We start from the raw sequence: 26,300 nt of genomic DNA, 5'->3' as shown, positions 1-26,300 counted from the left end.
GCCCTTTTATAAAACTCTATTATACTTATTTATAAAGCGATATCATACCTACCGTTTGCTGGGCAGGCTTATTTCAAAAAATTAATAAATTAAGTTAATGAGATCTTCTTCCGTTATTTTACCTAGGTAATAAGGAACATCAATATCCCTGAGTGCTTCTTCAATTGCTTTTCTTTCGTGACGGACACCTGTCAGTTTATTCTCAAGGACACTAACATCACCAAGGCCAAAGAAGTCGCCGTAAATGATACAGTTTTCAATGATACCTTTTTTAACATCGAGACGTACGTCTAAAAGACCAGAAGCAAATTTATGAGATTGTTGTACGTTAAATTTCGGAGATTTACCATAGTTCCATTCCCACTTTTGATAACGGTTTTCAGATATTTTATGGACGTTTTCCCAATCTTCGTCTGTTAATTCATATTGAGGCACATCTTTAACATCTTCTACGTCAAAAACGTATTTTAAAATAAGTTCTTTAAATGTTTCAATTGTGATTTTTTCATCTAGGAATTCTGAGATATTAGCAACTCGGCTACGAATTGACTTAATACCTTTTGATTCAATTTTTGCTTTATTGACATTTAAAGCTTTTACAACTTCTTCAATTTCGGAGTCGAGCATTAATGTCCCATGGCTGAACATTCGCCCTTTAGTGGAATACATGGCATTCCCTGATATCTTACGTCCTTCAACAACGAGGTCGTTTCTTCCTTCCAATTTTGCAGGTACACCTAATTCATTTAATACGTCAACAAGAGGCTTGGTGAATTTAGCAAAGTTATGGAAGCTATCCCCATCATCTTTAGTAATAAAACTGAAATTTAAATTTTCTAAATCGTGATAAACAGCTCCACCACCTGACAGGCGGCGTACAACTTTAATGCCTTTCTTATCCACATATTCTGTATTAATCTCTTCCACAGTATTTTGGTTTCGCCCAATGATAATGGAAGGCTCGTTTACATAAAATAATAAATATGTATCTTTTTCACCGAAATTCTCTAACATATATTCTTCTAGAGCTAAATTAATTCTTGGATCAGTAATTCCTTTGTTATCAATAAATTTCATATTCTATTTTCCTCCTATATCGTTTCTCCTAGTTCATACATATTTATTTTAATGCAATTAGTGAGGACATTCAAAAGATAGGTTTTACCCGCAATCTACTCACCCCAGACTAACCCAGTTTTTGCTAGTCGAATTTTGCCTTTATAATAGTAACTTGCTTCTTCTATCAATTGTTCCCTGTTCCCGTATTGAGGTAAATGACTTAATAAAAGTTCTTTCACTTCGGCCTCTTTGGCGATTTTTCCTCCCTCTTCACTTGTCATATGGCCCGCACCACTTCCGTCTTGTTCTGCATAAAAATTGCAATCTGTTATTAAAAGATCTGCCCCCTTACTAAATTCAATCCAACTGTCTTGGTAACTTGTATCAGCTGTATATACAATTGATTTTTGGCCATCTGAAACTCGCATGCCATAACAAGATACAGGATGCTTCGTTTTTAAAAAGGAAATAGAAAATGGACCTATATTTAAAGTTGCATGGGGATCATAAGGCACGCCCTCTGTAAAGTCATGCGTTAGTTTTGAAAACCCAGTTTCGTCCTCCATATGTCCATATATCGGTAAGATTTCATCCACGTCTTTTAGATAGGACTGAGTCAACCATGCATACTGTAAGACACCAATGTCAGCTATGTGGTCCGCGTGATAGTGGGAAACAATTACGGCATCAATGTCCATGACATGTTTATATTGTTGTAGCGTGGATAATGCACCACTTCCCACGTCAATTAATAAATTAAAATCGTCCTTTTCAACTAGATATGCTGATGTGGCTTCTCCCGGCGCCGGGTATCCACCCCAGCAACCAATTACAGTTAATTTCATTGTAAACACCTCATTTTGATTTTTGGGTATTCGGAATATAGTGTGGAAAGTTTAATATTAAAAAAGCGTCGTTCATGCAATATACTCGCTTTCCGTGGGCAAAGAAGAATTGGGGTTCATTCTTCTTTGCGGCTGAGCCTCCTCGAGCTATCACTCGAAGTCACTGAAAAAGTCCTCCAAATTGTTCCGGTACCACATTTCGGCTGGTGCATCTGTTTTATCCTCCCTGGATTTTTTCTTGAATCGTATTCCAGGGAGGGTAGCTGCTTTACCCTATCTGGATTTACGTTGCTAACCAGGCGTATAAGCTTTCGTGTCGGCTAGCTTATACGACCAGCCCCTCGAGGTCTTAAGCATTAAATCTACGTGGCAAAAGACCGCCACTACGGTTTTCTGCTTAAGCTTGTCGGGGCTAATCGGTCGTATAAGCTTTTGATAATATGTTGTAACACAGCATTGACTTGTTGCATACTGTTATAGTACAATGCTTCTTAAGCATAGGGGAAAGGGGATATAAATGATAAACGTTCTTGAGTTTTTCCGTAATTTGCCTGATAAGATTTGTCGTCACTGTGGTCATCCTATGGTTGAAAAGGCCGATTGTTATGGGAATATTTGCGATGAATGTGATCACCCTGCTAGATAATTTAATAGAAAAATGGATTCGCTATAAAGACAGAATAGCGATGTAACAATTTTACTTTGTATTATAACACGTTAATAATTTTCTAATCACAGCTATCCCAAATAGCTGTTTTTTTCTTTGAAAAGAAGTGCTCTTTTAAAATTTATTGAAAAATCGTATCATTTTGATTCATTTTATACTATAATTATTTAGAGTAACGAAGTAGTTTTAGAAAGGGGTTATTTGTATGACTGAAAGACTGAAGCGCTCTGAGGTTCCTGTGGAGCAAACTTGGGATTTATCAGATTTATTTACTTCCCACAACAAATGGGAAAACGAATTGCAATCCATTCAAAACGATGTTCAAGAAGTGACGAAATTCAGAGGTAAGTTGGGTGAGGATGCAGAGACACTTTTAAATTGTTTAACAACGCTCGCCGACTTTCAAAAGAGAGTCATTCGTGTCGCAACTTATGCTAGTCTGCGTTCAAATGCTGATGGATCCGATCCAGAGAACCAGCGTGACTCTGCTAAAGTTGCCTCGGCACTTGCATCAATTGGAGCAAAACTCTCATTTATCGAATCAGAATTATTAACTATTTCAAGTGATACATTAAAGCAATTCATGAGTGAGAATACAAAGTTAAGAACGTATGAAAAGATGCTTGACGATATTTTAGAGAAAAAACCTTATACTCTTTCTCCTGAAATCGAAGAAACCTTAGCTGCATTAAGTGAAGTTCATGACGCACCGATGATGATATATGAACGAAGCAAGTCTGCAGATATGCAATTTAATCCAATTCATGATAATGATGGTCAAGAGTATCCTATGTCATTTGCTTTATATGAGGATCGGTATGAACTATCGCCTAATACGCCACTCAGAAGAAAGGCATTCGATTCATTTGTTCATACACTGAATCAATATAAAAATACATATGCAGCAACATATGCAACCGAAGTGACAAAACAAGTCACAATGGCGCGTCTTCGTAACTACGATTCTGTGATTGATATGTTACTGCACCCTCAACAAGTGACTAAAACGATGTATGAAAATCAACTTAACATTATTCAAGAAGAATTAGCACCACATATGAGAAAGTATGCAAAATTATTAAAGGATCAACTTGGTGTTGATGAACTAAAATTTTGTGACTTACAAGCACCATTAGATCCCGAATTCAACCCTAAAACGACCTTTGAAGAGGCAAAATCTACTATTCTGGATGCTTTAAAAGTGATGGGCCCGGAATATAGTGAGATTATGAAAAAAGGTTTAAATGAACGTTGGGTAGACTACGCCGATAACATTGGAAAATCTACAGGAGCATTTTGCTCTAGTCCATATGGTGTTCATCCATATATTTTAATCACATGGACAGATACAATGCGTGGTGCTTTTGTGTTGGCGCATGAACTTGGACATGCTGGACATTTTTATTTGGCAGGCAAGAATCAAGAACTTGTTAATACACGTCCGTCAACTTATTTTGTAGAAGCACCGTCAACAATGAATGAGATGCTTCTCGCTAATCATTTGCTCGAAAAGACGGACGATAAAAGAATGAAACGCTGGGTCATTAGCCAATTACTCGGAACTTATTATCACAACTTTGTAACTCATTTACTTGAGGGTGAATATCAACGACGCATCTATGCGTTAGCGGAAAAGGGAGTTCCTTTAACAGCCAGCGTCTTGTCTGAACAAAAGAAAGAAGCATTGGAAAATTTCTGGGGTAATACCGTCACTATTGACGAAGGAGCAAGCTTGACATGGATGCGCCAACCTCACTACTATATGGGATTATATCCATATACGTATTCGGCTGGGCTCACTGTTTCAACAGCTATGTCTCAGCAAATCCTCAAAGAAGGTCAACCTGCCGTTGATCGTTGGTTAGAAGTGCTTAAAGCTGGTGGCACTTTGAAACCATTAGATCTAATTAAAAAAGCTGGTATAGATATGTCAAAACCAGATACCATCAAGGCAGCAGTCGCCCATGTAGGCTCGTTAATTGATGAGTTAGTAAAAAGTTATAATTAAAAATCAGAGGCTAAATCAATTAAGATTTAGCCCCTTTTTTTGCCTTAAAATAGTTTATTGATTTGATATACACATCTATGGTTAGAATGACAACTCAACAGCTTCTGAATGCTTACCTTCCAGTTTTGTTAGTGGATCATAAGGCACGACGTAATAAGAGTTAGTCTGAAGTAAAGAAAGCCCTGTAATCGTATAACTATTTTGCCCCTCGACTTCCCCAATCCTCTCATCAATCCCAGACTTTTGTTTATAAATTCGATAAACTACTCGCTCATCATCAGAGCCCGTCCACGTTAATTCACCTTTCATTAAAGAGTTTCCTCCAAGTCCAACCTTGCCTTGAACATCTGAAATAACCGGTAATTGGATTGGATCAGGTAAAGCTTGAACGTTTTCTGGCCTCTTAAAATCATCACCCAATGCAAGATTGCCCTTTAACTCAGTCAGTATGTCTTTTGTAAGTCGAGTCGGATATGCACTTCCCCCTGTTAGATAATGATCTTTATCGGATGTATCGTATCCCATCCACATTGCTGTAACCATGTTAGGCGTATAACCTACAAACCAAGCATCCTTATTTTCCCCGTCAACTAATGGATGCTGAGTTGTTCCTGTTTTCCCAGCTAAATTACCTGCATAATCTCCTGCACTTGCTGTCCCATATTTAGCGGTGTAAGACAACATTTCAGTCATATTCCAAGCAACTTGTGATGAAAAGACATCGGTTGTTTGCCTGTCCTCTTGGTCAATCCGTTGATCATCCGAGTTGTATATTTCATTAATTGTTGATGATTCGACAATAGTTCCATTATTCGCGAAAGCACTGTAAGCATCAACCATATTAAATGGCGTTACTCCTTCATCCAAACCACCTAATGCGATGGCCAAGCCGTCGTCTGGAATGTCCATCCCCATTTTTTCTAAATACTCTTTTGAATAATCTATTCCTATTTGATCCAACATCCAAGTCGACGATGTGTTCTTAGACTTCACTAGAGCAGAATAAAGCGAAACAATATTATCATATTCCTGATTTGCATTCTTCACACCATAAGTCTCGCTGTCTACCTGGCGATCAGGCAAAAGAGAATAAGGTTTATAATCTCCTGTCATTAGAGCAGGTCCATATACAGCAATGGGTTTAAAAGTTGAACCTGGCTGTCGATTAACATTTAGTCGATTCAACTCCCCTAAATGGTAATCCCTTCCACCAATAGCCACTTTTATCTCCCCAGTTTTTGGTTCTTTCATAATAAAAGCACCTTCTACACCTTCCGTATTACCCGGGAAATAGTTATCATCTTGAAAACGTGTATACACGGCTTGTTGAGCATTTTTATCCATATTTACAACAATGCGATAACCTCCACTTTGTAAATCAGCAACAGTTAAATTGTACTTTTCAGCCGCTTCTTTCATAACCAGATCAACATAACTGTCAACCCAAGGTCTTTCTTCTTGTTTACTAACCTCTATACTAAGTGGCTTAGCTTCCGCTTCCTGCAACTCATCTGTTGTGATTTTTTCTTGTTTTTCCATGACTTTTAAAACTGTATTCCTTCGTTCAATCGACTTATCAGGGTGATTAATTGGTGAATAGCCATTAGGAGCCTTTGCTAAGCCTGCAAGCAGCGCGCCTTCTTCTAACGTCAGTTCTTTTGCTGGTTTTGAAAAAAACTTTTGTGAGGCTGTTTCAATACCATAAACACCACTGCCAAAATAAATTTTATTTAAATACAGCTCTAAAATCTCATCCTTGCTATAATGTCTTTCTAAATAGATCGCAGCCATGACCTCTTTAGTTTTTCGTAGCCATGTTTTATCATTAGTTAAAAATAGATTTTTTGCCAATTGCTGCGTAATTGTGCTTCCACCTTCCGCCTTGCTGCCAGTCATAATATCTCGATAAACAGCTCTAAATATAGATTGATAATCGATTCCATCATGTTGATAAAAACGTCTATCTTCTACGGCAATATAGGCATCAATGACATATTCTGGTATATCGTCTAATCCGATAAGTGTCCTATTTTCTTGATACAATTGTCCGACCATGTCCCCTTCTGTTGTGACGAGTGTCGTAGTTGCATCTAATGTCAACTCTTCTTTATCGACAATAAAGACACCACCGAAATAAATAATCATATATCCTAAGGCACTCATACATATTATGATCGTAATGAACAGTATGAGCAGCTTGTCTTTTAATGATAGTAAAGGAACTCGATGACGATCCATGCGTGTTTCCATATATTCACCTCGCGTTAAATCTATTCCATTATACGACATTTTTCTACATGGATGAATGGATATACACAGAATGGTAATAAAAAACATCTAAAGGATGGCTAGTGTCATTGAAATTCGGGTATTATACAGAGAAAGGTGATTTTAAAAGGAGAGTTTCTAATGAACGCTCACATGACTAATGGAACGGTTGACTTTTTATTCAAACTTACTGAGAAACATGTCCAACTGACAATTTATTTAATGGTTGGTGACTCTAGCACTCTAGCATATTATGAAGATGATAAGAAAAGTATCTTTGCTGCTGGGAGGAGCTATGATATTCTTTTAAATTCAGGTGACATCCAGGAAAAAGGATATATTGCCATGAATAATATTCCGGTAGCCGACGAAGCTAAACCCATTTTTGAAACAAGTTTTAATAAAATACAGCAAAACTTAGATTCGGTAAAAGGCTTCCAAGCGTTTCGCCTATTAAAGCCTTTAGATGGAAATACATACATCATCTTAACGCAATGGGCATCAGAAAAGGATTATGAAGCTTGGAAAAACTCTGATGCATTCTCCAATGCACAAGAAGCCTTTACTGCTAAACAGCCGGCGTATTTTATGGAACAACCGTTTTTAAACACTTATACTATGTATGATCTAGATGATGATGATAATATATAATTCTTATAACTAAAATAAAAACAGGCTAGTCCAATGGTATAATCCATCAAACTAGCCTGTTACTTAATCAATCACATATTCATTGAAAAATGCCTGAAATTCCTCTTCTGTTCGTTCCCCTATTATACGAGCGACCTCTTCGGAATCATCATAATGAACGAGTGTCGGGGTTTTTTCTATATTCCAATTATCCCACTCCGCAGGGAATTCAAGTAAATTCAACTTAACGACATCGATATCTAAGTCTTCAGTTACGGGAACAAGGACAGGGGTTGTATTTTGACAATGGATGCATTCAGGACTATAAAAATAAACCGTCACTGGTTCACCGCTCTCGACCTCTTCTTTAAGTTCCTCTGGCATAATTTGATTATTGTATAGAGGATCATCCAATTGAGCAATTGTTGACTGTTCTAACTTTTTATCTCCATATGGATTTTCATTATTTTCGATAGTTTGCTTGTTCTTATAATCATTTATAAAATATAGCGCTCCGAATAATACAACAATCGCACCAATGATAATAATCATTTTATTTCTCATTTATGTAATGCCTCCCTACCTTACATGTTTTAAATTAGTATGTGAATAACGAATATAACGATAAATGCCACACCCGCTAAAAAGGGTATTGTTATAAATCCTAGGTAATTTATATATTCTGTATTACATGGAATAATCCCACACGTATCTCCAGCCTGTTGGAGTGCTGGCCATTTTTGAAGTAAATAATGATAAGCTGATATAAACATGCCAATGCCACTTAAAATCAAACCCGGTAATGCTATTTTTATATCTCTTTTTAATAAGGCAATACCATATATAATAACTAAAGGATACATAAAAATTCGCTGGATCCAACAAAGTTCACATGGTACATAACCTTTTATCTCAGAAAAATACAAACTACCAGCAACAGCCAGTAAAGCTTGTATCCAAATCAACAACATAAGATTCTCAGTTTGACTTTGTTTTTGCATATAAACGTTCCCCTTTTTAATAATCTATTTAATTATACATCATCCATATAAAAAAACAAAAAAAGAGAGATTATAAATTACCCTTCCCCCTCTAATAGTTGATTTCTATGGGCATATACCGCTGCTTGTGTACGATCACTCACCTCAAGTTTAGATAATATATGGCTAACATGTGTTTTAACTGTTTTGATTCCAATATATAACTTTTCACCTATCTCCTGGTTTGTCATCCCGTTACCTATACAGATAAGAACTTCAAACTCACGATCTGTTAAGTCTGTATGAAGCTTTTTCTCCTCTTTTTTAAAGCCAGCCATCATTTTCCTACCTTGGGTTCAATAACATTTTCACCTTGTATTGACTTTTTTATAGCAGTAATAATTTCATCTCCGGAAGACGTCTTCAACATATAACTAAACGCCCCAGCTTCTATCGCAGGAAATACTTGTTCATCATCATAATAACTCGTCAAAATAATAATTTTGCATTCTGGATAATTTTCCATTACTCTTTGTGTCGCTTCAATTCCATTACCGTTTTCCATAATTAGATCCATTAGAACAACATCGGGTTTTTCTTTTATAATTAAATCGGCTCCTTCGTTCCCACTTGAAGCCTGCCCTACCACATTAATTTCCTGATCTGTTTGTAGATAAGCGATTATCCCCTTACGCACGATATCGTGATCATCGACAACAATAACTCGGATCATGATCTTCTCCTCCTCTTTAAAAATGAGACTTTTATAACTTTGTTTTATCTAACAGCCCCTCGAGGTTTTAAGCATTAAATCTACGTGGCAAAAATCACCACTACGATCTTCTGCTTAAACTTGTCAGGGCTAAACGTGCGCTTGAGCTTTTGTTCCGTCTAGCTGAAGCGCACAGCCCCTCGAGGTTTTAAGCATTAAATCTACGTGGCAAAAATCGCCACTACGATTTTCTGCTTAAACTTGTCGGGGCTAAGCGTGCGCTTGAGCTTTTGTTCCGTCTAGCTGAAGCGCACAGCCCCTCGAGGTTTTAAGCATTAAATCTACGTGGCAAAAATCGCCACTACGATTTTCTGCTTAAACTTGTCGGGGCTAAGCGTGCGCTTGAGCTTTTGTTTTTTGATAAGGTATTTTTATGTCAATGTATGTGCCTTCGTCTTTATTGGATCTTACGATGAACGTTCCACCGATTTCCTCGCTCCGTTCTTGCATTGTTTTTAAACCGTAAGATGCTTTTTTGTTGGTATTGTTTTTGATATCGAATCCTTTTCCATTATCAGCAATATGTATTAAAACTTCCTTGTCTTTTTGAACAATAGCCAACTTTACTTCCGAAGCAAATGCATGGCGTAGAATGTTAGAAAATGCTTCTTGGACGATTCTGAAAATATGCTCTTCAATCATCTCAGATAATGTAAGATCTGAATCTATTGTCACTTGAAAATCTATTTGGCATTTTTGCTTTAATTCTTCAATTAATTTATGTATCCCTTTAACAAGTGGATCACCTGATAAATATACTGGGCGAAGATGAAGGAGAAGCGCCCGCATTTCCGCTTGAGAATAAAGAGCAGCTTGTGCGACTTCGGTCATCTGTTCTTTTGCTAAGCTGGGATTAATATCAATTTGTTTTACTGCAGCTTCAGAAAGCATAGTTAACGCAAAAAGTTGCTGACTAATTGCGTCGTGTAAATCTCTTGCTAATCGTTGCCTTTCTTCAATAACAGCTGATTTATGAGCCGTTTTAGCTAGTTCTGACTTTTCATCAGCCATCCGTTGAAGTGATTTAACTTGATTCTGCAATTTTCCTCCTAACTCATTCATTTCATTTCCAATGCGAGCCAGCTCATCTTTTTCGTTAACATATACGCGAGAATCGTAATTTCCATTCGAAAATTGAGTAATTAATACGGATAAATAATCTAGCTTTTCTCGCATATCACCACTTGATTTAAAACCGACATAAAAAGATATGAACATGGCTAAGCCTATATATAATAAAATAAATAAAAATATACTCTGCACAGATAGCCATTTTGGGTCAAGTACCACATGGATGGTAAGTAAAATAGAGAGTAGAGTAACCGTGGTCAGGAACAACCCATACAAATGAGAGCGAATATAACGATACCGAATACTATTAAATTTCTTGTTCATCACCATCGCCCCCTATTTGATCAATCCGAACAGATCCTGCTTTTAACTTTAAAGTAAAATTTACTTTACGAATAGCCTCATCATAATTTGCTGTTTTAAATGATAAAGAACGATTTATTCCGTCAACAGATTGTCCTACAATATCAATATCCCCTGCTCTTACAGATGCCTCTACATTAAAGTCCACATTTTCAGGCATTAAAATATGAACATCTCCAGCTAATGCACTAATCGTTATGGGAGTTTCTTTTTCAGGGATAAAAGCCTTTGTGAAATCGAAATAAAAATCTCCTGCCAAATTAGTTAAATAAAGTGGTTCAACTTTCCAGTTAGGCTGATTATACTCATAATCCCCTATTGAAAAATTTGAGTTTTTATAGAACTTTTTATACTTATGCTTATCTTTATCTTTTGGATTGATTACTACTGTCGGACCAAATGAATGACGGAAAAACGTAAATCCCAAGTACACAATTAATAATGGCCAGAGCTTTCCAATATCACTAAATTTAAATACAATCAAATCGACACGATCTAACATTAATAGACTACCGAATATTAAAAAGAAAGATCCTAAAAGCCAACTGCCACCTTTATATTTCATTCGATCGATTATTAATTTAAATCCATAAAAAATAAATATAATAGGATATATTAAGTTCCAAGCATTTTTCACGTTAAATGTAGCTATACCAATATTTTCTAGTATTAAAACTACTCCAACAGCAATTAGTATAGTTGCTAATAAAAAACGAAAAAAGCCACCTCTCATGTTCCTGCCTCCTCGCTGTATCTATTTCTGTATTACTTCATTTGATAATTTCATTGTACCAAGAAATTGAGTTCAAAGAGAACAACCTTTAGATTGGTTCTTTCTCAGCCTTAAGACTGAGATCTGTGTTTATTAATCATCATGTCTAGGTTAATTAGGGCGAGCAAGCATCCGAAACCTATTGAAAACCCTGCTAAAATATCAGTTAAGTAATGAACATTAATAACGTACCTGCTTAAACCAATCATCAAGATTAAAAGTGCAAAAATCACTTGGATGGCAACTTTAATTTTATTTGATTTTACCTTCTTACATATAAAGTAAACGAGCAAACCATAACAGACAATCGTTATCATTGAGTGGCCTGAGGGAAAGCTGTAACCCTCGGCATTAGCCTCCACCCAAATACTCGGCCTTTCTCTCGCTATGACTGTTTTGATTAATTTATTGAATAAATGGGTCACTAACGTTCCGCCACCTAAAATGAGTGCCGGGATCCAGTCTCTAAAAATAACCCATACCAGGAGTGAGCTCACAATTGTAAATGGAATTAGAAAAGATTTTGACCCAAGATCTGTAACTGCTCTAAAAATATAGTATAGATTTGTTTCATTTAAAGTTGCAACAAACGCTCGTGTCCATTGGTCGATATATGGCAATTCTCCATTGACAATCTTTATTGACCAAATGACAAGCAAGAATAAGACAAAAGTAGATAGTATGTAATTAAATTTTTTAGGTATTGCAATCTCCCCCTTTAGTTATTACAGCAAATAGTCATTTTTAAAGTTTGTTATAATCATACCTTATATTTGGTTTTAAAAAAATAGGATAGGGAATTATATAATAGTGGTTAGCTTTACGATATGAAAGGATTGATAAATATGGATGATAAAAAGAAAGATCTTCTTGATGGATTAAATGAGGACTTATCACATGAATATGGAGCCGTAGTTCAATATACTTACAGTGCTGCTGTTGTTTCAGGTCCATATCGCGCTTCTTTAAAACCTGCTTTCGAAGATGAAATTGAAGATGAATTAGGACATGCTCTTTATCTTTCAGAAAAAATTAAAGCACTAGGTGGCACACCGACTGTAGAAGTGGCCAAGAATCCACAGCCTACAGAAGTCGATGAATTGCTAAAAGCTGCCTTACAAGCTGAAAAAGATACAATTGAGCGCTACGAAAAACGCAAAGAACAAGCTGAAGAACTAGGTTACACCGCACTCGTTGTTAAGTTAGAAGATATCATAGCAGATGAAACAGGACATAAAGAAGAACTCGAACGATTACTTGGAAAATAATCTTAAAAGCATTTCAAAGACACTTTATTAACCTAAAGTGTCTTTTTTACTTCCACAATACATCCCAAAATGTCTTCACATAATACATAAACTGCAACACAGTTTTAAAAAAATTTCCTTCCAGTCCTACTAAAGTAAGAGATAATTCGAGCGCTGCGGAAAAAACGCTACGCTTTCCGTGGGCGGCTGATGAGCCTCCTCGAGCTACGCTCTCCGGGGTCTCATCTAGGCCTCAGCTCCCACTGGAGTCTCCGCATTTTTTCCTACGCTGATTTCAGCGTAATATCATTGTACAAATTTGCCTTATAATAGCATTAAATAACTTTAATAGTCTGGGTGAGCGCAGGGCGGTGACTCCTGCGGGAAAAGCACGAGTCTGAAGACCCCGCAGAGTGGTTTTCTCGAGGAGGCTGAAGCCGTGCCCGCGGAAAGCATCCGCCCGGAGCGATCCCAGACGGTCATGATTACGCTTGCGTTGAAAATAGCTCATTAGTTACTGCACATTTTATATCTACTGTGTAAGATTAACTGTATAAAAATGAGGTTACAACTACAGCATAAAAACTTCGATAAGTATATACTTTATGTTCTGAATCTTCCCTAAAGAAGCCTTTAAATGTTATAATTATTCAAAACATATAGGGAGGTTTTTGGGTGATTCAAGAAATTTTTCAAGCAATTGATGACTCGTATCAAGACATGGTGGATATACGGAGATACCTCCATCAATATCCCGAGTTGTCATTCCAAGAATATAAAACTGCTAAATACATTGCTGAATTTTATGAAGAATTAGGGATTCCTTATAAAAAGAACGTAGGTGGAAATGGGGTCGTCGCCACTTTAAAAGGTGGAAAACCAGGTAAGACAATTGCACTAAGAGCTGACTTTGATGCTCTTCCAATCCAAGATGAAAAAGATGTTCCTTATAAATCAAAGGTAGATGGTGTGATGCATGCCTGTGGTCATGATGGGCATACAGCCACACTCTTAACTCTCGCAAAAGTCATGAAAAATTACCAAGAAAGTCTTCCTGGCACAATCGTTTTTCTTCACCAACATGCAGAGGAATATGCTCCCGGCGGTGCGAAACCAATGATTGAAGCCGGAGCAATTGATGACGTGGATGCTGTATTCGGTACTCACCTATGGGCAACCACGCCATTAGGTGTATTAGAAACATCAACCGATGTATTTATGGCAGGGACTGATAGGTTTAAACTTACTATCCAAGGGCAAGGTGGGCATGGCGCTTATCCGCACGAGACAAAAGATTCAATTGTGATTGGTGCGCAAATAGTCAGCCAGCTTCAACAAATTATCAGCAGACGAATCGACCCACTTAAAACGGCAGTTGTAACAGTTGGTGCATTTGAAGCAGGTGAAGCATTTAATATTATCGCCGATCAAGCAAAGATTCTTGGAACGGTTCGTTACTTAGAAAAAGATGTTCAAGACACAGTCATTAAAGAGATGGAAAGAATAATTGAGGGTGTATGTTTGTCAGCCAATGTGACTTACGACTTTGATTATTTTAAAGGGTATCCACCTTTAATAAATCATGCGGAAGACGCCGAACTCGTTTTAGAAGCAAGTGAGAATATCGAAGAAATAGAAAAAAGAGAAAACATCATTCCCGTTATGGGTGGAGAGGATTTTGCCTATTATACCCAAAAGAAACCCGGGGCTTATTTTTTTACAGGCGCTCAAAAAAAAGGAAATCTTTACCCCCACCATCATCCTAAATTTGACATTGATGAGCGTGCATTACCTATTGCCGCCAAAACTTTGATTCAGGTTTATTTTAACTATCAAGAAAAGCACGCTTAGGTTTTTAAGAACAAAAGCGCGAGGCGCCCGTTTAGCAACGTACGGACTGCGCCTCCCAAGCGGGATGGGTCAATGTTACTGCTCAGGAGCAGTGGTTTTAATTGGCCATTCCTACGTAGGAGATAAAGGAAACATGCCCCTGCAAAAAGGGTATGCCGACGTTAGCCGCAAAGGGTGATTTTAGTCGGTCTTCCTTAAGTAGAGCCGTTTAGCATGAGGTGAAGGAAGTCTCGCAAGTTTTTTAATACCAAAACTTGCCTGCTAGTTGCTGGGCACCCAGAGCTGGACGTAACAAAAGCGCGGGGCGGCCGGTTAGGAACGTACAAGCTGGAGAAGACCTGACGAGATAAAGGAGAACCGAAGAGCGGAGCGATTCGAGTTCGACTTATCGTAGGAAGGTATTCGAAGCTTGGTAGTTGCTGGGCGCCCAGAGTTGGACGTGGCCAATTTCAGTATAAAGTTATCCACAGGGTTTTAATGTTATAGTTTCCTTAACTACCAAAAAAGCAATGGCAACTATGAGATGCCATTGCTTTTTAAACTAACTTCCTACTGACATAGCCATTAACAAACACATAAACAAACAATATTCCCCCAACTAAAGCAATCAGCGCACCTAAATAAAGCTTAAGTATGACAAAGATAAGCGCAAAAAGAACCGCTTGGATAAAGCCTAATTGGGTAAGCCATTTCAATAATGCTTGTTTTCTAACACTATATTCAACTGGATAAATATCCAACCACATCACTGTACGATGGTGATGGAAGAGCGTTACCATTTGAAAACTGCTCATATACAAGAATAAAAGTGCAAACAGAAGTTTCATCACTAAATTCGGGATATAAAAAATGACTAGTCCACCAATAATCATAAGCCGTATATACATACCTAAATAATCTCCACTACGAATAAACGTAATTCGATATAAATAGTCATATGTATACTGTTTAGCAAAAGGAACATTCTTAACAAGTGAAACAAGCCAAGTTCGTTTTTTAACCGGATTTCTTAAATGAGGAACGTCAGTAAACATATTGGCTAAACGGTAAAAAGCTTGCATTCGATTTCTATCTTTTTCCACAAGCAATTCCCAGGCAATGCCTAGTTGCTTTTGTGATAACTGATAGTCATATAAAAAAATAATAACAAATAAAACTGTCATGATCCCTGCGAGCAAACCATCTCCACTGACAAAAAAGTAAAAAGCAGCACAGTTTAAACTTACTCTTAAAGCTAGATCGACATGCCTGAGAGAATCGTCTCTAACTTTTAACATCCACCAATTAGCAAGTAAATTCCAAGCTTTAAAAATTAGCAAGGCAACAATGGTATACAAATACATCTTTCCGGAACGCTCCGGATATGTAGCTAAATAAAGTGGTCCTAAAGCCGCTGCCACGATGAAAACGATATAAAGCTGGATAACAAAACTATAAATTAACGTATTACGAAAATAGGCTGACATTTTGTCTTCAGCAACGATTAAAAATACAAGATCAGGCTCTTTTAGCAATGTTCGCACTGGACTATAACTGACGACAAGACCGAATGCAATTCCGATGATCAAAGCAGTCGGAAAATTTTCAGGTAGTTGAGCAAGCCATTGCTGATAATAAAAAGCTAATGCTGATATAAGAAACAGCATGGCTATAGAAATATGTTCATTTAACATATATCTTAAATAACGACTTGTCTCTTTTAAATGTTCAGAAAGACGTTTTTTATAAAAAGTATGGGAATTAAACATGACTATCTTCCTTTGTCAATTGAACATAAAGATCATCCAAAGTTGCATCCAGCATATTAAATTGCTTCCTGAGTTCGTCAAGCGTACCCAGGGCTTTAATCTTACCTTCGTGTATAATAACAAATCGATCACAGTAGCGTTCCGCTGTTGCGAGTATGTGTGTGGACATGAGCACGCCCGAGCCCTTTGCCTTCATGTCATCCATTAATTGTAGATATGATTGAATCCCTATCGGATCTAATCCGACAAAGGGTTCATCAACAATATATAAAGATGGCTCAATTAAAAAAGCACACATAATCATTACTTTTTGACGCATTCCTTTTGAAAAATGAACGGGAAACCAGTTTAGCTGCTTTTCCATTCGAAATTCTTTCAACAAGGGATGGAGTCGTTCTTCAAATAAATCTTCTGGAACATCGTAAGCCATGGCCGTCAAGCGAAGATGTTCATGTAACGTTAATTCATCATATAACATAGGCATCTCCGGAACATATGCCATTTGATTGCGATATGTGGTTGGATCATCTTGAAATGTTTTCCCATTCACTGATACAACACCCTGTTTTGCCTGCATTAAGCCAATCACATGCTTAATCGTTGTACTTTTCCCTGCACCATTTAAACCGATAAGCCCCACTATTTCGTTTGGATATACATCAAAAGATATACCGTGTAGAACATTTTTGTGGGTATATCCTCCAACTAAATTTTCGATGCGTAACAAAGGTTCCACAAATTTTCCCCCTAGCATATTCATTGGCTAAATTTTATCACTTTTAAAGGACTTTGCCAAAAGATACTCCTACTCATCGTTCGACAAGATTTACAGCTAATTAGGTATAAAATTTAAAATCCGGTCTACTATAAGTAAGGAAGATTTAAGGATGTTTCACTAAAGTGAAAGTTAATCTAATGACAATAACCCTTTTGTCGGAACATGTCCTTCCGAAAAAGGATACCGCCAGAAAGGTTTAGTAAAATCGTTAAATGAAATATTTAGCGCCTATTACTAGCCCCCACCATTAGATTATTCGTCCTACTACCATCTTTATATCTTCACGGGTGTAATCCAAATTTTGGGTTATACCCGTTTTTATTTGAGTGATTTATCCATTATATAAATCTGACTTTTTAGATAACTTATTTGAAAAGCTTTACATATAACACTTAATCCCTATACAATAGATTTAAAATAGTTGAGGAGCTGATGTTAATTATGGCACATGAAGATTGTATTTTTTGCAAAATTATTGAAGGTGACATTCCTTCTGCCAAAGTATACGAAGATGAACATGTATTTGCCTTCTTGGATATTAGCCAAGTCACAAAAGGTCATACGTTAGTTATCCCTAAAGTACATACAAAAAATATTTATGAAACACCTGCTAATGTAGCGAAGGAGTTATTTGCAAGAGTCCCTAAAATTGCTAACGCGATTAAAAAAACATACAATCCAATTGGGATGAATTTATTAAATAATAATGAAGAACCGGCAGACCAATCTGTATTCCATCTTCATATTCACCTAATCCCACGCTACGGAGAAGGCGATGGTTACTCTTCAAATTGGGTGACGCATAGCGATGATTATGAAATGACAGATCTCGAAGCTATGGCTAAAAAAATTAGTGACAATACAGAAAAATAAATTTGAAACGAGCTTTTAATAAAATTAATGCTTTTTATTTTGATGGATATTTGTTATAATTATTTATAATAATCTCGCAACTAACGACGAGCGTATAGTTGGAGATTAAGCGGGAGCCCCGCTAGAGTTTAGATTATTTAGCTTGAGTAGAGCTGAGACGAGGAGAGAAGACAAATGAATACAAGAAATTTAGTTTTACTGTCATTATTAGTAGGGATTGGGACAGTGCTTCACGCTATGGTTCCACCGATTTTATTCGGGATGAAGCCGGATATGCTGTTGTCAATGATGTTTCTCGGTATTTTATTAATCCCAAAAGTTAAGTATGTCGTGCTGCTATCCATATTAACAGGGATAGTATCCGCGTTAACGACCGGCGTACCTGGTGGTCAAATCGCTAACGTTATTGACAAACCGATTACTGCCCTAATATTCTTAGGATTACTTTTATTAATGGATAAAAAAATCCAACGAACAATCAATGCTCCTATTTTAACTGCCATTGGAACCATGATCAGCGGTTCTGTTTTCTTAATGGTTGCACTGTTTATTTTAGGATTAATGGAAGGTGGATTCTTAACACTCTTTATAGCTATCGTCCTTCCAGCTACTGTAGTCAATACAATTGCGATGGTAATTATTTATCCAATAACACAAGGTATTATGAAGCGAGCTCAACCATTAACCCATTCTTAAATATAAAATATTACACAAACTATACAACTCCTCTGGCTCAAACTTTTGTCAGGGGAGTTTTTAAAGAACAAAACAAGCCTTTTATAAATCAATGTCATTATAAAGTTCTAGAAAACTACTTGACAGCATAAATGTGAACATGATTTTATTTGATTGAAAAAATAATGTTTAATAATTTATTCACAGGTGAAAATATTACATAGAGAGGAGCGGATTCATTTGGCTAGAACTAAATCACTAATTTTGGGAGTCCTTGTTGGTAGTGCTGTTGGAGCCGGTGTTACTCTGCTTAGTACACCTTCCTCTGGTAAAGGAATGCGCTTTAAAGTAAAACAGCAAGCAGAAGAGTGGAAACACTTGGCAGACACTTTACGTGAAGATGGATTTCGATTAAAAGATCAACTGGCTCAAACATCAAAAGAGGGAGCCATTTTATTTAAAGAGTTAACGCAAGAAATGAAAGAATCAGTTGAAGATTGGAAAGAGACAGTAGAACCCCATCAAGAAAATATAAACGAATATCTATCACAAATTGAATCAAGCTTAAGAGAATTAGAAGAAAAAGTGAAAAAATAAATATCAAAAGCCTTCCCGAAAGTTTGGGAAGGCTTTTATACGTGATTCGATTTAGTTAGCAGGCTCTAGGTCCTCAATGGAATCAATATCCATATACTCAGGTACAACTAAACCGATTTTTGCACCTTCAAGGTTTGGACCTAATTCAACGAGATCGTCTTTATATTCTTCATATAAATCACCATGCGTGTCTGGTAACCATGCAGCAACCATACCATCTGCTTCACCGTTTGCAATTGCTTGCCACATTACTGCGTTATCAAGTGGTGTAATTGTTACATTGTACCCTAAATCTTCTAAAACATTTTTAACAACGTTTGTTGAGCCAATTTCAGTATCCCACTCAACATAAACTAATTCAATCTCATCACCGTCTACTTCGTCAACACCATCTTTCCACTCAGATACCATGTCTTCATTCTCTTCTACCCATTCAGCTGCTGCTTCTTCTGGATCGGCACCTTGAGAAATTTCTAACATGACATCTTCAAGATCGTCAGGTGACCAGTGGAACTGATCCAATAATTTGTAAGCTTCAGGCATATCATCTTCTAAACCTTCACGAACCATTGTTTCAATTGTTTCTGCTTCACCAAACACACCTTTTGGATCATCTAGATACTTAAGATCATATTCAGCAAACTTCCAATGAGGTGACCAGCCAGTTACAACAATCGGCTCTTCTTTGTCAATAGCTTCGCCTAGCGCTGTCGCCATGGCACCACTGGAAGAAGTTTGAACATCCCAACCATCCAAATTACCGTATTCTTCTACTGAATCTTCAGCGGCTTGAACAACGCCCGCTCCTGGCTCGATAGCCGTAATTGAATAATCCATTTCTTCACTGTAGTTTACATCATCACCGCCAGCATTATCTGATGCGTCATTATTTGTATCTGCATCGTCATCAGAACCGCAACCTGCTGCTACAAGTGATAGTGAAAGTCCGGCTACAATACCTAGACGTTTCCAATTAAATTTTAACATAAAGTTAAAGTCTCCCCTTTTTAATATTATATATATGGAATCTTTTCTGTTAGGCAAGCTTCTAAAGAATGCCTAACCTAAAAAGATGTACCAACACTAATTAACCTTCTTTTTTAGAGTTCATATTTTGAGTCACTCGGTCAATAATGATTGCTAAAATAACAATTCCAATACCAGCAACAAATCCTGTTCCTACTTGAGCACGCTGCAGGGCAGATAATACTTCTCTTCCTAATCCGGGCGCTCCAATCATGGAAGCTATAACAACCATTGACAAGGCTAACATAACTGTTTGGTTAATTCCAGCCATAATAGTATCTTTCGCCATCGGCAATTCTACTTTGAAAAGTTTTTGCGAGCCAGTACTACCAAATGCCTCTGATGCTTCAACCAATTCCTCAGAAACTTGTCTAATACCTAAATTGGTAAAACGAACTGTTGGCGGTGTTGCAAATATTAAGGAAGCAAATACGCCTGGGACCATTCCGATTCCAAAAAAGGCCACTGCCGGAATCAAATAAACGAAAGCAGGCATCGTCTGCATAAAGTCTAAAATTGGCTGTATAATCGCTTCTGCAATTCGACTTTTCGACATTAGTATCCCAATTGGAACACCAATTATGACTGACAATAAACTTGCTATTAAGACAAGGGTGAAAGTACTAATTAAATGATCCCAATACCCTTGGTTATAGATAAGCCAAAGCCCAACAATTGAAAAAATCGCCAGACCTATTCGCTTACCAGTAATGAAAAAGAAAATTAAAGCGACAATTAGAATAATGAATATAGGTGGTACTTTCATTAATAAATCGCTCGTAAATTCCATGAAATTCCCAAAATGTTCTTTAATCGGCGTAAACAAGAATGAGAAGGTACTTGTTAACCAGTCCGTAAAATCTGTTGTCCATTCAGCTATTGGAATTTCAGGTGCAAAATCTAATATTTTATCAAACATTTTGTAAATTCACCTCTCCATCTCCGGCTAGTCCGGCTATTACAGCCCCGCGTACGAGGATTCCTTCTAAGCGATCATTATCAACAACCGCAATTGGAATGGGTGAATCGTAAATGATATTAAAAATTTCATTCATAGGTGTATCCTTAGAAACTTTTTGAATATCTGTTTTCAAGATCTGATGGAGATCTCTCGTTTCTTTCTGTGTTGCTTCATACGCATCTTCTGCCATAACATAACCTTTCAATTGACGCTTGCCATCTACTACTAAAATACTTGATAGACCTTCTTCCCGCATACGCTCTAGGGCTACACGCGGTCCATGTCTATCAATATTAATCGTCTCAGGGCGTTTCATAACATTCTGGGCTGTTAATATTTTTGCACGATCCACATCTTCAACGAATTTCTCAACGTAATCGTTAGCTGGATTGACCAAAATCTCTTCAGGTGTACCAACTTGTACAATTGACCCATCTCTCATAAGCGCAATTCGATCACCCAGCCTGAGCGCCTCATCAAGATCATGAGTAATAAATAGGATTGTTTTTTTCATACTACTTTGTAAATCAATGAGTTCATCTTGCATTTCCTTACGAATAAGTGGGTCAAGTGCTGAGAATGCTTCGTCCATTAATAAGACTTCAGGATCGTTAGCAAGTGCCCTAGCAAGTCCAACACGTTGCTGCATTCCACCAGATAGTTGACTAGGTTTTTGATTCAGATATCCACCAAGTCCTACCATTTCCAATGCTTCAGTCGCTTTCTTTTCACGTTCTTCTTTTGGTACGTTTTGAATTTCTAGTCCGAACTCGGCATTTTCCAAAATCGTGCGGTGTGGAAATAGAGCAAAGCGCTGAAAAACCATTCCTAATTTTTCACGCCTTGTTTGGCGTAATTTTTTCTTATCCATTTTGGATAAATCTTCACCAGCAATTAAGATATTTCCTTCTGTAGGCTCAATAAGTCGATTTATCAAACGGACAAGGGTTGACTTCCCACTTCCGGATAATCCCATAATAACGAAGATTTCACCTTCTTCTACTGTGAATGTTGCACGATTAACCCCTACAGTATTACCTGTTTTTTTCAATATTTCTTGCTTTGTTAAGCCTTCATCTAGAAATTTTGTTGCTTGGTTTGCATTCCTTCCAAATATTTTAGAAAGATTTTTAACTTCTATTAAAGACACAACATCACCTCGTTTTCCTGTTATTAAAAAAGTTTTTTACTGCCGTTACTAATGCTTTGTAATCATATTTAACAGTTACACACTGAATAACTACTATATACATTTATTAATGAAACATTAGAACCGAGCGCATTACCTACTTTACTACTATATAAGTTTCGTTCGTTCATTACAAATGGTAGATACGGTTATTTTCTTTTATATTTTTCGTACAGTTTAAACTGAATATACTTTAAGCGTAGTTTTCTTTTATTTACTCTTATTTACTCTATTATCCATGCCTATTAACCATTTTCAATAATCTACTTTTTATTGTAACATTGATTTAGCAAGCTTTAGGGGGTTTTAATCATCACCTTGGAACAAGAAGAAGTGCTTAATAAGCTAATCATTGAATTTTCTAAAACGTTGGAAGTGTTTAATCTTTCCCCATTAGAAGCTCGATTATTTGTTCATTTATACTTATCAAAAGAACCGATGACTCTTGATGACATGAGTGAGGCTTTAGGGAAAAGTAAAACATCTATGAGCACGAGTGCGCGCCATTTATATGAAGCAAACTTGATTTCTCAAGTTTGGAAAAAAGGAGTCCGTAAAGATTTATATGAAGCTAATAATGATTTATTCAACACATTTGTGACTTCACATTTCAAACAAATCACCTCTCTTATTCATCGGCAAAAAGAAGTAATTACTAATATCGAAGGTCAAATAAACAATAGTGAAACGTTCCAAAATCAGATTAAGGACATCATCGCTTTCCACTCTCAATTGGAAACTCTTTTTGAAAATATTAAATTGAATGCAAATACATAAAATAGAGATGTCTCGCTAAGATGAGACATCTCTATTTTAGTTATATTCATCTTCTAAAATATTTTGAAACTCATTCATTAATTCCACGAAAAGCTCCTCTTCTTTCAGTGAAATTATCGTTTCTGTCGGTGATAATTTTTCGTTCAACATTCCCGCAAAATGAACAAGCAATGATGAAAAATTCAACAGACCCTGTTCTTTTTGAGATTGGTACGTATGATCTAGTTCGGTTAATAAAGACATTAATTCATTATACTCTGTTTGGGTTATTTCCCTATCAATAATTAATTTAGTAAAAGGATAATGTCTCATATCAATTATATTCATTAGTAATTGAAGATGAAAAGGCGTGCCCTCCCCTACTCTACCTTTTGTCATTTCCACCTCTCCCTTGTTTGCATAATCTAAAAATAAAATACGTTTCCCTATTGATTTTCACTAAAAAAAGGACTATTATTCATTATGGCTTTTATTTATAAACGATTTGGGGGTATCAAAATGAATTGCTGGAAATCCATTCACATCGAAAGAGAATTTGGTTTAAGTTACATACGTGGGATGTCTCTAATAACTGCTGTGATTGCGTTTATATTTTCTTATTTAATACTTTCCACTTATCATGGCAGCCATCACGTCGAAGAAGCTGGTATTACTTTTTTCTTAGTTTCTATTATTTGTTTACCATTTCTTCATTTATTAGGTCATGTGCTACCTCTAATATTACTTAAAAAACCTATAAAATTCACTTTATATAAGAAAAATCGATTTTTGCCTATTTGTACTTATTATACGCGTACCCATTTAACAAAGAAAGTGTCAATTTTAGCGGCAATATCACCAACATTTTTAATAACAGTTCCAGCAATCATTTTTGGCTTTTATTCTATTGATTATTATGTATATATTTCACTTTTTGTTTCACTCCATATTGGAATATCTTTTACTGATTTTATTTATATCAGTCAAATTGCTAAAGCTCCAAAAACGGCTATTGTAGAAGATGGAATCCGCCAATTTGATGTATTATTAAAAGATACAAATGATTTTTATGACAAACGATACTCATAATCTGAGATATAATAGATTCGGTACTGTTCAGAATGAATATAGTTTGATAAAGTAAGAGATATGATAATGAATAGGTTACTCGTATATAAGTAGCGATCTAGTTTGGAAGATGGGGGGACTTCGATGAATTATATATTTGTAGCTTATGCCTTGCTGATTCTTTATATTTTTAACTCCTTGACACAACAATACTGTCTTAAACTAGAGATGAACCAGACGAAGCAAGCTACCGTTTTCCGTTTTACTAATATAATGATACTTATTTTATTGGTATCATCCTATGTTAAAGTATTAAACGCGATTACTTAGGAAAAAATTATATATGAATATTTAAAATACGGCACTCAGTTGAAAATAAGGACTTACAAACCGAGTGTCTCGATACAAAAGTATTACGTAATTTTATATTAACATTAGTTTTCAAAATAAAATATTACTGTTTTTGGCATTTGTGTGATTATAAATGAAAAAAATGATAAAAGACTATTGTTCCATCCATGATTTATGGTATATTTATCTTTAGCGATTTATTTTGGTATAAAAAGAATGGGAGTGTACTTATGTTTAAAAAGTTAGCAATAGCCGCCACCATTTCAGTAGGTGTGGTTGGGCTTTCTGCATGTTCTAATAACGCGGACTCTGATGTAGTTGTTAAGACAAATGCAGGGGACATTACGAAAGAAGAGTTCTATGACGCTTTGAAAGAACAACAAGGTGAACAAGTCCTTGATGAACTTGTGACCCAAAAAGTCTTGGAAGATAATTATGAAGTTAGCGATAAGGAAGTTGATAAAGAAATTGATAACTTTAAAGAGCAGCTCGGTGATCAATACGAAATGTGGATGCAACAACAAGGTTTTTCTGATGAAAAAAGCTTTGAAAAAGTTATCAAATTAAGCTTATTACAAGAAAAAGCAGCTTCTGAAGATGTTGAAGTCACTGAAGACGAAATGGAAAAACGTTATGAAGAAATGAAAACAGAAATTGAAGCCCAACACATCCTCGTCGATGATGAAGAAACAGCTGAAGAAGTTAAAAAGAAACTTGACGATGGTGAAAAATTTAAGGATTTAGCCAAAGAGTATTCTCAAGATGACGCGAATAAGGATGAGGGCGGAAAATTAGGTTATTTCTCTGCTGGAGACATGGTTCCTGAATTCGAAGATGTTGCATTCGACATGGAAGTTGGCGACATTAGTGATCCTGTTATGACCCAACACGGCTTCCACATTATTAAAGTAACGGACAAGCGTGAAACTGAAGAAGACATTGGTTCATTTGAAGACAATAAGGAACAGATTCGTCGCGAGTTGCTTAATGAAAAGATTGATCCAATGGAAGCTCAAGAAAAAGTAAACAAATTGATGAAAGACGCCGAAGTTGATGTTAAAATTGATGAATACAAAGATCTTTACAAAGACTTAGATCAAAACGATGATGAAAAAGCGGATGATGAGGCGGACGAAGAAACAGAAGAATAAAACATAACTTTATTTTGTCCCTATAATAACACAATAAAAGGTAGAGGTGGCTTAGTTGAAAAGCCTACACTCTACCTTTTTTATTGTGACATCGTTTGGCGCTTCTCTTTTTGTCGGCTCTCTCTTTCTTCTTCCATCCGTTCGATATATCTTTGTCCTTCTTCCTCGATAAATTGTTGTTCTAATTTTTGTTCCGCACGCATAGCTCTAAATGCCATGTACCCACTTAAGAATATCAATAAAATTGTAATAAAAACCCACCAAGGAACTCCAAGAATCACAATTTCAGCCCCCTTGTCCATTGTTTATCATATTTATATGAGACAAGGATGAAAATAATAACTAGAAGTTTAATTTAAAGTTTAGAAGCTACATTGATTGTTGGGATTTTAATGAATATAATCCGTAAACTGTGCAGTAATTTAACACTTTCTATTAAAAGAATGAGGTTAACCATCGCTACGGAAATACGCTACGCTTTGATATGCTCCCTTTTGAGTAGACAGTTAAAAAATAAAAAAACAACTATTCAAAAGGAGAGGTATTCATTGGCAAATCCATATTATTCACCCGACTTTAAATGGAAAGTAGTTC

At 36.4% G+C, this 26,300-nt stretch carries 26 protein-coding genes and 1 pseudogene; 11 read left to right on the top strand and 16 right to left on the bottom strand.

The features are described from left to right. Positions 1 to 81 precede the first annotated feature (81 nt). On the bottom strand, positions 82 to 1,077 hold the full coding sequence (gene lplA / locus KQI49_RS16210) for a lipoate--protein ligase (protein ID WP_216490631.1): 996 nt from the start codon (positions 1,075 to 1,077) through the stop codon (positions 82 to 84). Positions 1,078 to 1,172: 95 nt separating this feature from the next. After that, positions 1,173 to 1,904 (bottom strand): MBL fold metallo-hydrolase, encoded by a 732-nt coding sequence (locus KQI49_RS16205; RefSeq protein WP_216490630.1) that lies wholly within the window; start codon positions 1,902 to 1,904, stop codon positions 1,173 to 1,175. Between the two features lie 517 nt (positions 1,905 to 2,421). On the opposite strand from KQI49_RS16205, the gene yhfH reads away from it, so the two are divergent. After that, complete coding sequence (yhfH, locus tag KQI49_RS16200; RefSeq protein ID WP_216490629.1) at positions 2,422 to 2,550, top strand: protein YhfH; 129 nt, start codon at positions 2,422 to 2,424, stop codon at positions 2,548 to 2,550. Positions 2,551 to 2,776: 226 nt separating this feature from the next. Beyond that, positions 2,777 to 4,579: an oligoendopeptidase F gene (gene pepF, locus KQI49_RS16195; RefSeq protein ID WP_216490628.1), complete on the top strand. Its 1,803-nt coding sequence runs from the start codon at positions 2,777 to 2,779 to the stop codon at positions 4,577 to 4,579. 81 nt (positions 4,580 to 4,660) lie between these two features. Here pepF and KQI49_RS16190 read toward each other — a convergent pair whose 3' ends face one another. Beyond that, positions 4,661 to 6,829: a transglycosylase domain-containing protein gene (locus tag KQI49_RS16190; protein ID WP_253286889.1), complete on the bottom strand. Its 2,169-nt coding sequence runs from the start codon at positions 6,827 to 6,829 to the stop codon at positions 4,661 to 4,663. A gap of 159 nt (positions 6,830 to 6,988) precedes the next feature. Between KQI49_RS16190 and KQI49_RS16185 the strand changes: the two genes are divergently transcribed. Then, positions 6,989 to 7,498: an antibiotic biosynthesis monooxygenase family protein gene (locus KQI49_RS16185; protein ID WP_216490627.1), complete on the top strand. Its 510-nt coding sequence runs from the start codon at positions 6,989 to 6,991 to the stop codon at positions 7,496 to 7,498. A 63-nt stretch (positions 7,499 to 7,561) separates the two neighbouring features. Here the strand turns inward: KQI49_RS16185 and KQI49_RS16180 are convergent, their stop codons facing one another. From KQI49_RS16180 to KQI49_RS16155, 6 genes and pseudogenes are all read right to left on the bottom strand, one after another. Next, positions 7,562 to 8,041 (bottom strand): thioredoxin family protein, encoded by a 480-nt coding sequence (locus KQI49_RS16180; protein WP_216490625.1) that lies wholly within the window; start codon positions 8,039 to 8,041, stop codon positions 7,562 to 7,564. 29 nt (positions 8,042 to 8,070) lie between these two features. Further along, positions 8,071 to 8,478, bottom strand: a complete 408-nt coding sequence (locus KQI49_RS16175; RefSeq protein WP_216490623.1) for a disulfide oxidoreductase — start codon at positions 8,476 to 8,478, stop codon at positions 8,071 to 8,073. Positions 8,479 to 8,555: 77 nt separating this feature from the next. Continuing rightward, positions 8,556 to 9,190, bottom strand: a pseudogene (locus KQI49_RS16170) (response regulator transcription factor). A gap of 369 nt (positions 9,191 to 9,559) precedes the next feature. Beyond that, complete coding sequence (locus tag KQI49_RS16165) at positions 9,560 to 10,624, bottom strand: sensor histidine kinase (protein WP_216490622.1); 1,065 nt, start codon at positions 10,622 to 10,624, stop codon at positions 9,560 to 9,562. After that, entirely contained in the window at positions 10,608 to 11,396 is a 789-nt protein-coding gene (gene liaF, locus KQI49_RS16160; protein WP_216490620.1) for a cell wall-active antibiotics response protein LiaF, read from the bottom strand. The genes KQI49_RS16165 and liaF overlap by 17 nt, the downstream gene beginning before the upstream one ends. Positions 11,397 to 11,506: 110 nt before the next feature. Then, complete coding sequence (locus KQI49_RS16155; RefSeq protein WP_253286888.1) at positions 11,507 to 12,055, bottom strand: phosphatase PAP2 family protein; 549 nt, start codon at positions 12,053 to 12,055, stop codon at positions 11,507 to 11,509. A gap of 225 nt (positions 12,056 to 12,280) precedes the next feature. Between KQI49_RS16155 and KQI49_RS16150 the strand changes: the two genes are divergently transcribed. Beyond that, positions 12,281 to 12,703 carry a ferritin-like domain-containing protein gene (locus tag KQI49_RS16150; RefSeq protein WP_216490618.1) on the top strand — a complete coding sequence of 141 codons (423 nt, stop codon included), beginning with the start codon at positions 12,281 to 12,283 and terminating at the stop codon, positions 12,701 to 12,703. A 654-nt stretch (positions 12,704 to 13,357) separates the two neighbouring features. Further along, positions 13,358 to 14,533, top strand: coding sequence for a M20 metallopeptidase family protein (locus KQI49_RS16145; RefSeq protein WP_371817587.1), 1,176 nt, complete (start codon positions 13,358 to 13,360; stop codon positions 14,531 to 14,533). Between the two features lie 536 nt (positions 14,534 to 15,069). Here KQI49_RS16145 and KQI49_RS16140 read toward each other — a convergent pair. Further along, positions 15,070 to 16,281 (bottom strand): ABC transporter permease, encoded by a 1,212-nt coding sequence (locus KQI49_RS16140; protein WP_216490616.1) that lies wholly within the window; start codon positions 16,279 to 16,281, stop codon positions 15,070 to 15,072. Further along, positions 16,274 to 17,017 (bottom strand): ABC transporter ATP-binding protein, encoded by a 744-nt coding sequence (locus tag KQI49_RS16135; protein ID WP_216490615.1) that lies wholly within the window; start codon positions 17,015 to 17,017, stop codon positions 16,274 to 16,276. Before KQI49_RS16135 ends, KQI49_RS16140 begins: the two co-directional genes overlap by 8 nt. 483 nt (positions 17,018 to 17,500) lie before the next feature. On the opposite strand from KQI49_RS16135, the gene KQI49_RS16130 reads away from it, so the two are divergent. The 3 genes from KQI49_RS16130 to KQI49_RS16120 all read left to right on the top strand — a co-directional run bounded on the left by KQI49_RS16130 (position 17,501) and on the right by KQI49_RS16120 (position 19,204). Next, on the top strand, positions 17,501 to 17,932 hold the full coding sequence (locus KQI49_RS16130) for an HIT family protein (protein WP_216490613.1): 432 nt from the start codon (positions 17,501 to 17,503) through the stop codon (positions 17,930 to 17,932). 174 nt (positions 17,933 to 18,106) lie between these two features. Continuing rightward, entirely contained in the window at positions 18,107 to 18,628 is a 522-nt protein-coding gene (locus KQI49_RS16125; protein WP_216490611.1) for a tryptophan transporter, read from the top strand. 219 nt (positions 18,629 to 18,847) lie between these two features. Beyond that, positions 18,848 to 19,204: a YtxH domain-containing protein gene (locus tag KQI49_RS16120; protein WP_216490609.1), complete on the top strand. Its 357-nt coding sequence runs from the start codon at positions 18,848 to 18,850 to the stop codon at positions 19,202 to 19,204. Between the two features lie 51 nt (positions 19,205 to 19,255). On the opposite strand, the gene KQI49_RS16115 is transcribed toward KQI49_RS16120, so the two are convergent. The 3 genes from KQI49_RS16115 to KQI49_RS16105 form a co-directional block, all read right to left on the bottom strand. Further along, the gene (locus KQI49_RS16115; protein WP_216490608.1) at positions 19,256 to 20,191 is read right to left on the bottom strand and encodes a glycine betaine ABC transporter substrate-binding protein; all 936 of its coding nucleotides are present in this window, start codon (positions 20,189 to 20,191) and stop codon (positions 19,256 to 19,258) included. Positions 20,192 to 20,291: 100 nt separating this feature from the next. Further along, the gene (locus KQI49_RS16110) at positions 20,292 to 21,149 is read right to left on the bottom strand and encodes an ABC transporter permease (RefSeq protein WP_216490606.1); all 858 of its coding nucleotides are present in this window, start codon (positions 21,147 to 21,149) and stop codon (positions 20,292 to 20,294) included. Next, positions 21,142 to 22,341 carry a quaternary amine ABC transporter ATP-binding protein gene (locus KQI49_RS16105; RefSeq protein ID WP_216490604.1) on the bottom strand — a complete coding sequence of 400 codons (1,200 nt, stop codon included), beginning with the start codon at positions 22,339 to 22,341 and terminating at the stop codon, positions 21,142 to 21,144. The genes KQI49_RS16110 and KQI49_RS16105 overlap by 8 nt, the downstream gene beginning before the upstream one ends. A gap of 357 nt (positions 22,342 to 22,698) precedes the next feature. Here KQI49_RS16105 and KQI49_RS16100 point away from each other — a divergent pair, with 357 nt between their 5' ends. Continuing rightward, a complete protein-coding gene (locus KQI49_RS16100; RefSeq protein WP_253286887.1) occupies positions 22,699 to 23,157 on the top strand; it encodes a GbsR/MarR family transcriptional regulator in 459 nt (152 codons plus the stop codon). A 36-nt stretch (positions 23,158 to 23,193) separates the two neighbouring features. Here the strand turns inward: KQI49_RS16100 and KQI49_RS16095 are convergent, their stop codons facing one another. Continuing rightward, positions 23,194 to 23,535 carry a DUF1878 family protein gene (locus tag KQI49_RS16095; RefSeq protein ID WP_216490603.1) on the bottom strand — a complete coding sequence of 114 codons (342 nt, stop codon included), beginning with the start codon at positions 23,533 to 23,535 and terminating at the stop codon, positions 23,194 to 23,196. 120 nt (positions 23,536 to 23,655) lie between these two features. Between KQI49_RS16095 and KQI49_RS16090 the strand changes: the two genes are divergently transcribed. Together KQI49_RS16090 and KQI49_RS16085 are read left to right on the top strand one after the other, a co-directional pair. Further along, positions 23,656 to 24,225, top strand: coding sequence for a DUF3267 domain-containing protein (locus KQI49_RS16090; protein ID WP_216490601.1), 570 nt, complete (start codon positions 23,656 to 23,658; stop codon positions 24,223 to 24,225). Positions 24,226 to 24,785: 560 nt separating this feature from the next. Beyond that, positions 24,786 to 25,706, top strand: coding sequence for a peptidylprolyl isomerase (locus KQI49_RS16085; protein ID WP_216490599.1), 921 nt, complete (start codon positions 24,786 to 24,788; stop codon positions 25,704 to 25,706). Positions 25,707 to 25,786: 80 nt separating this feature from the next. Here the strand turns inward: KQI49_RS16085 and KQI49_RS16080 are convergent, their stop codons facing one another. Beyond that, positions 25,787 to 25,987, bottom strand: coding sequence for a sporulation YhaL family protein (locus KQI49_RS16080; protein ID WP_216490598.1), 201 nt, complete (start codon positions 25,985 to 25,987; stop codon positions 25,787 to 25,789). Positions 25,988 to 26,300: the final 313 nt, after the last annotated feature.

The sequence above is a fragment of the Virgibacillus sp. MSJ-26 genome (assembly GCF_018918075.1).
Classification (GTDB): Bacteria; Bacillota; Bacilli; order Bacillales; family Amphibacillaceae; genus MSJ-26.
Note: the sequence above shows the minus strand (reverse complement) of the source record. Positions and strands in the feature narration are given on the sequence as shown.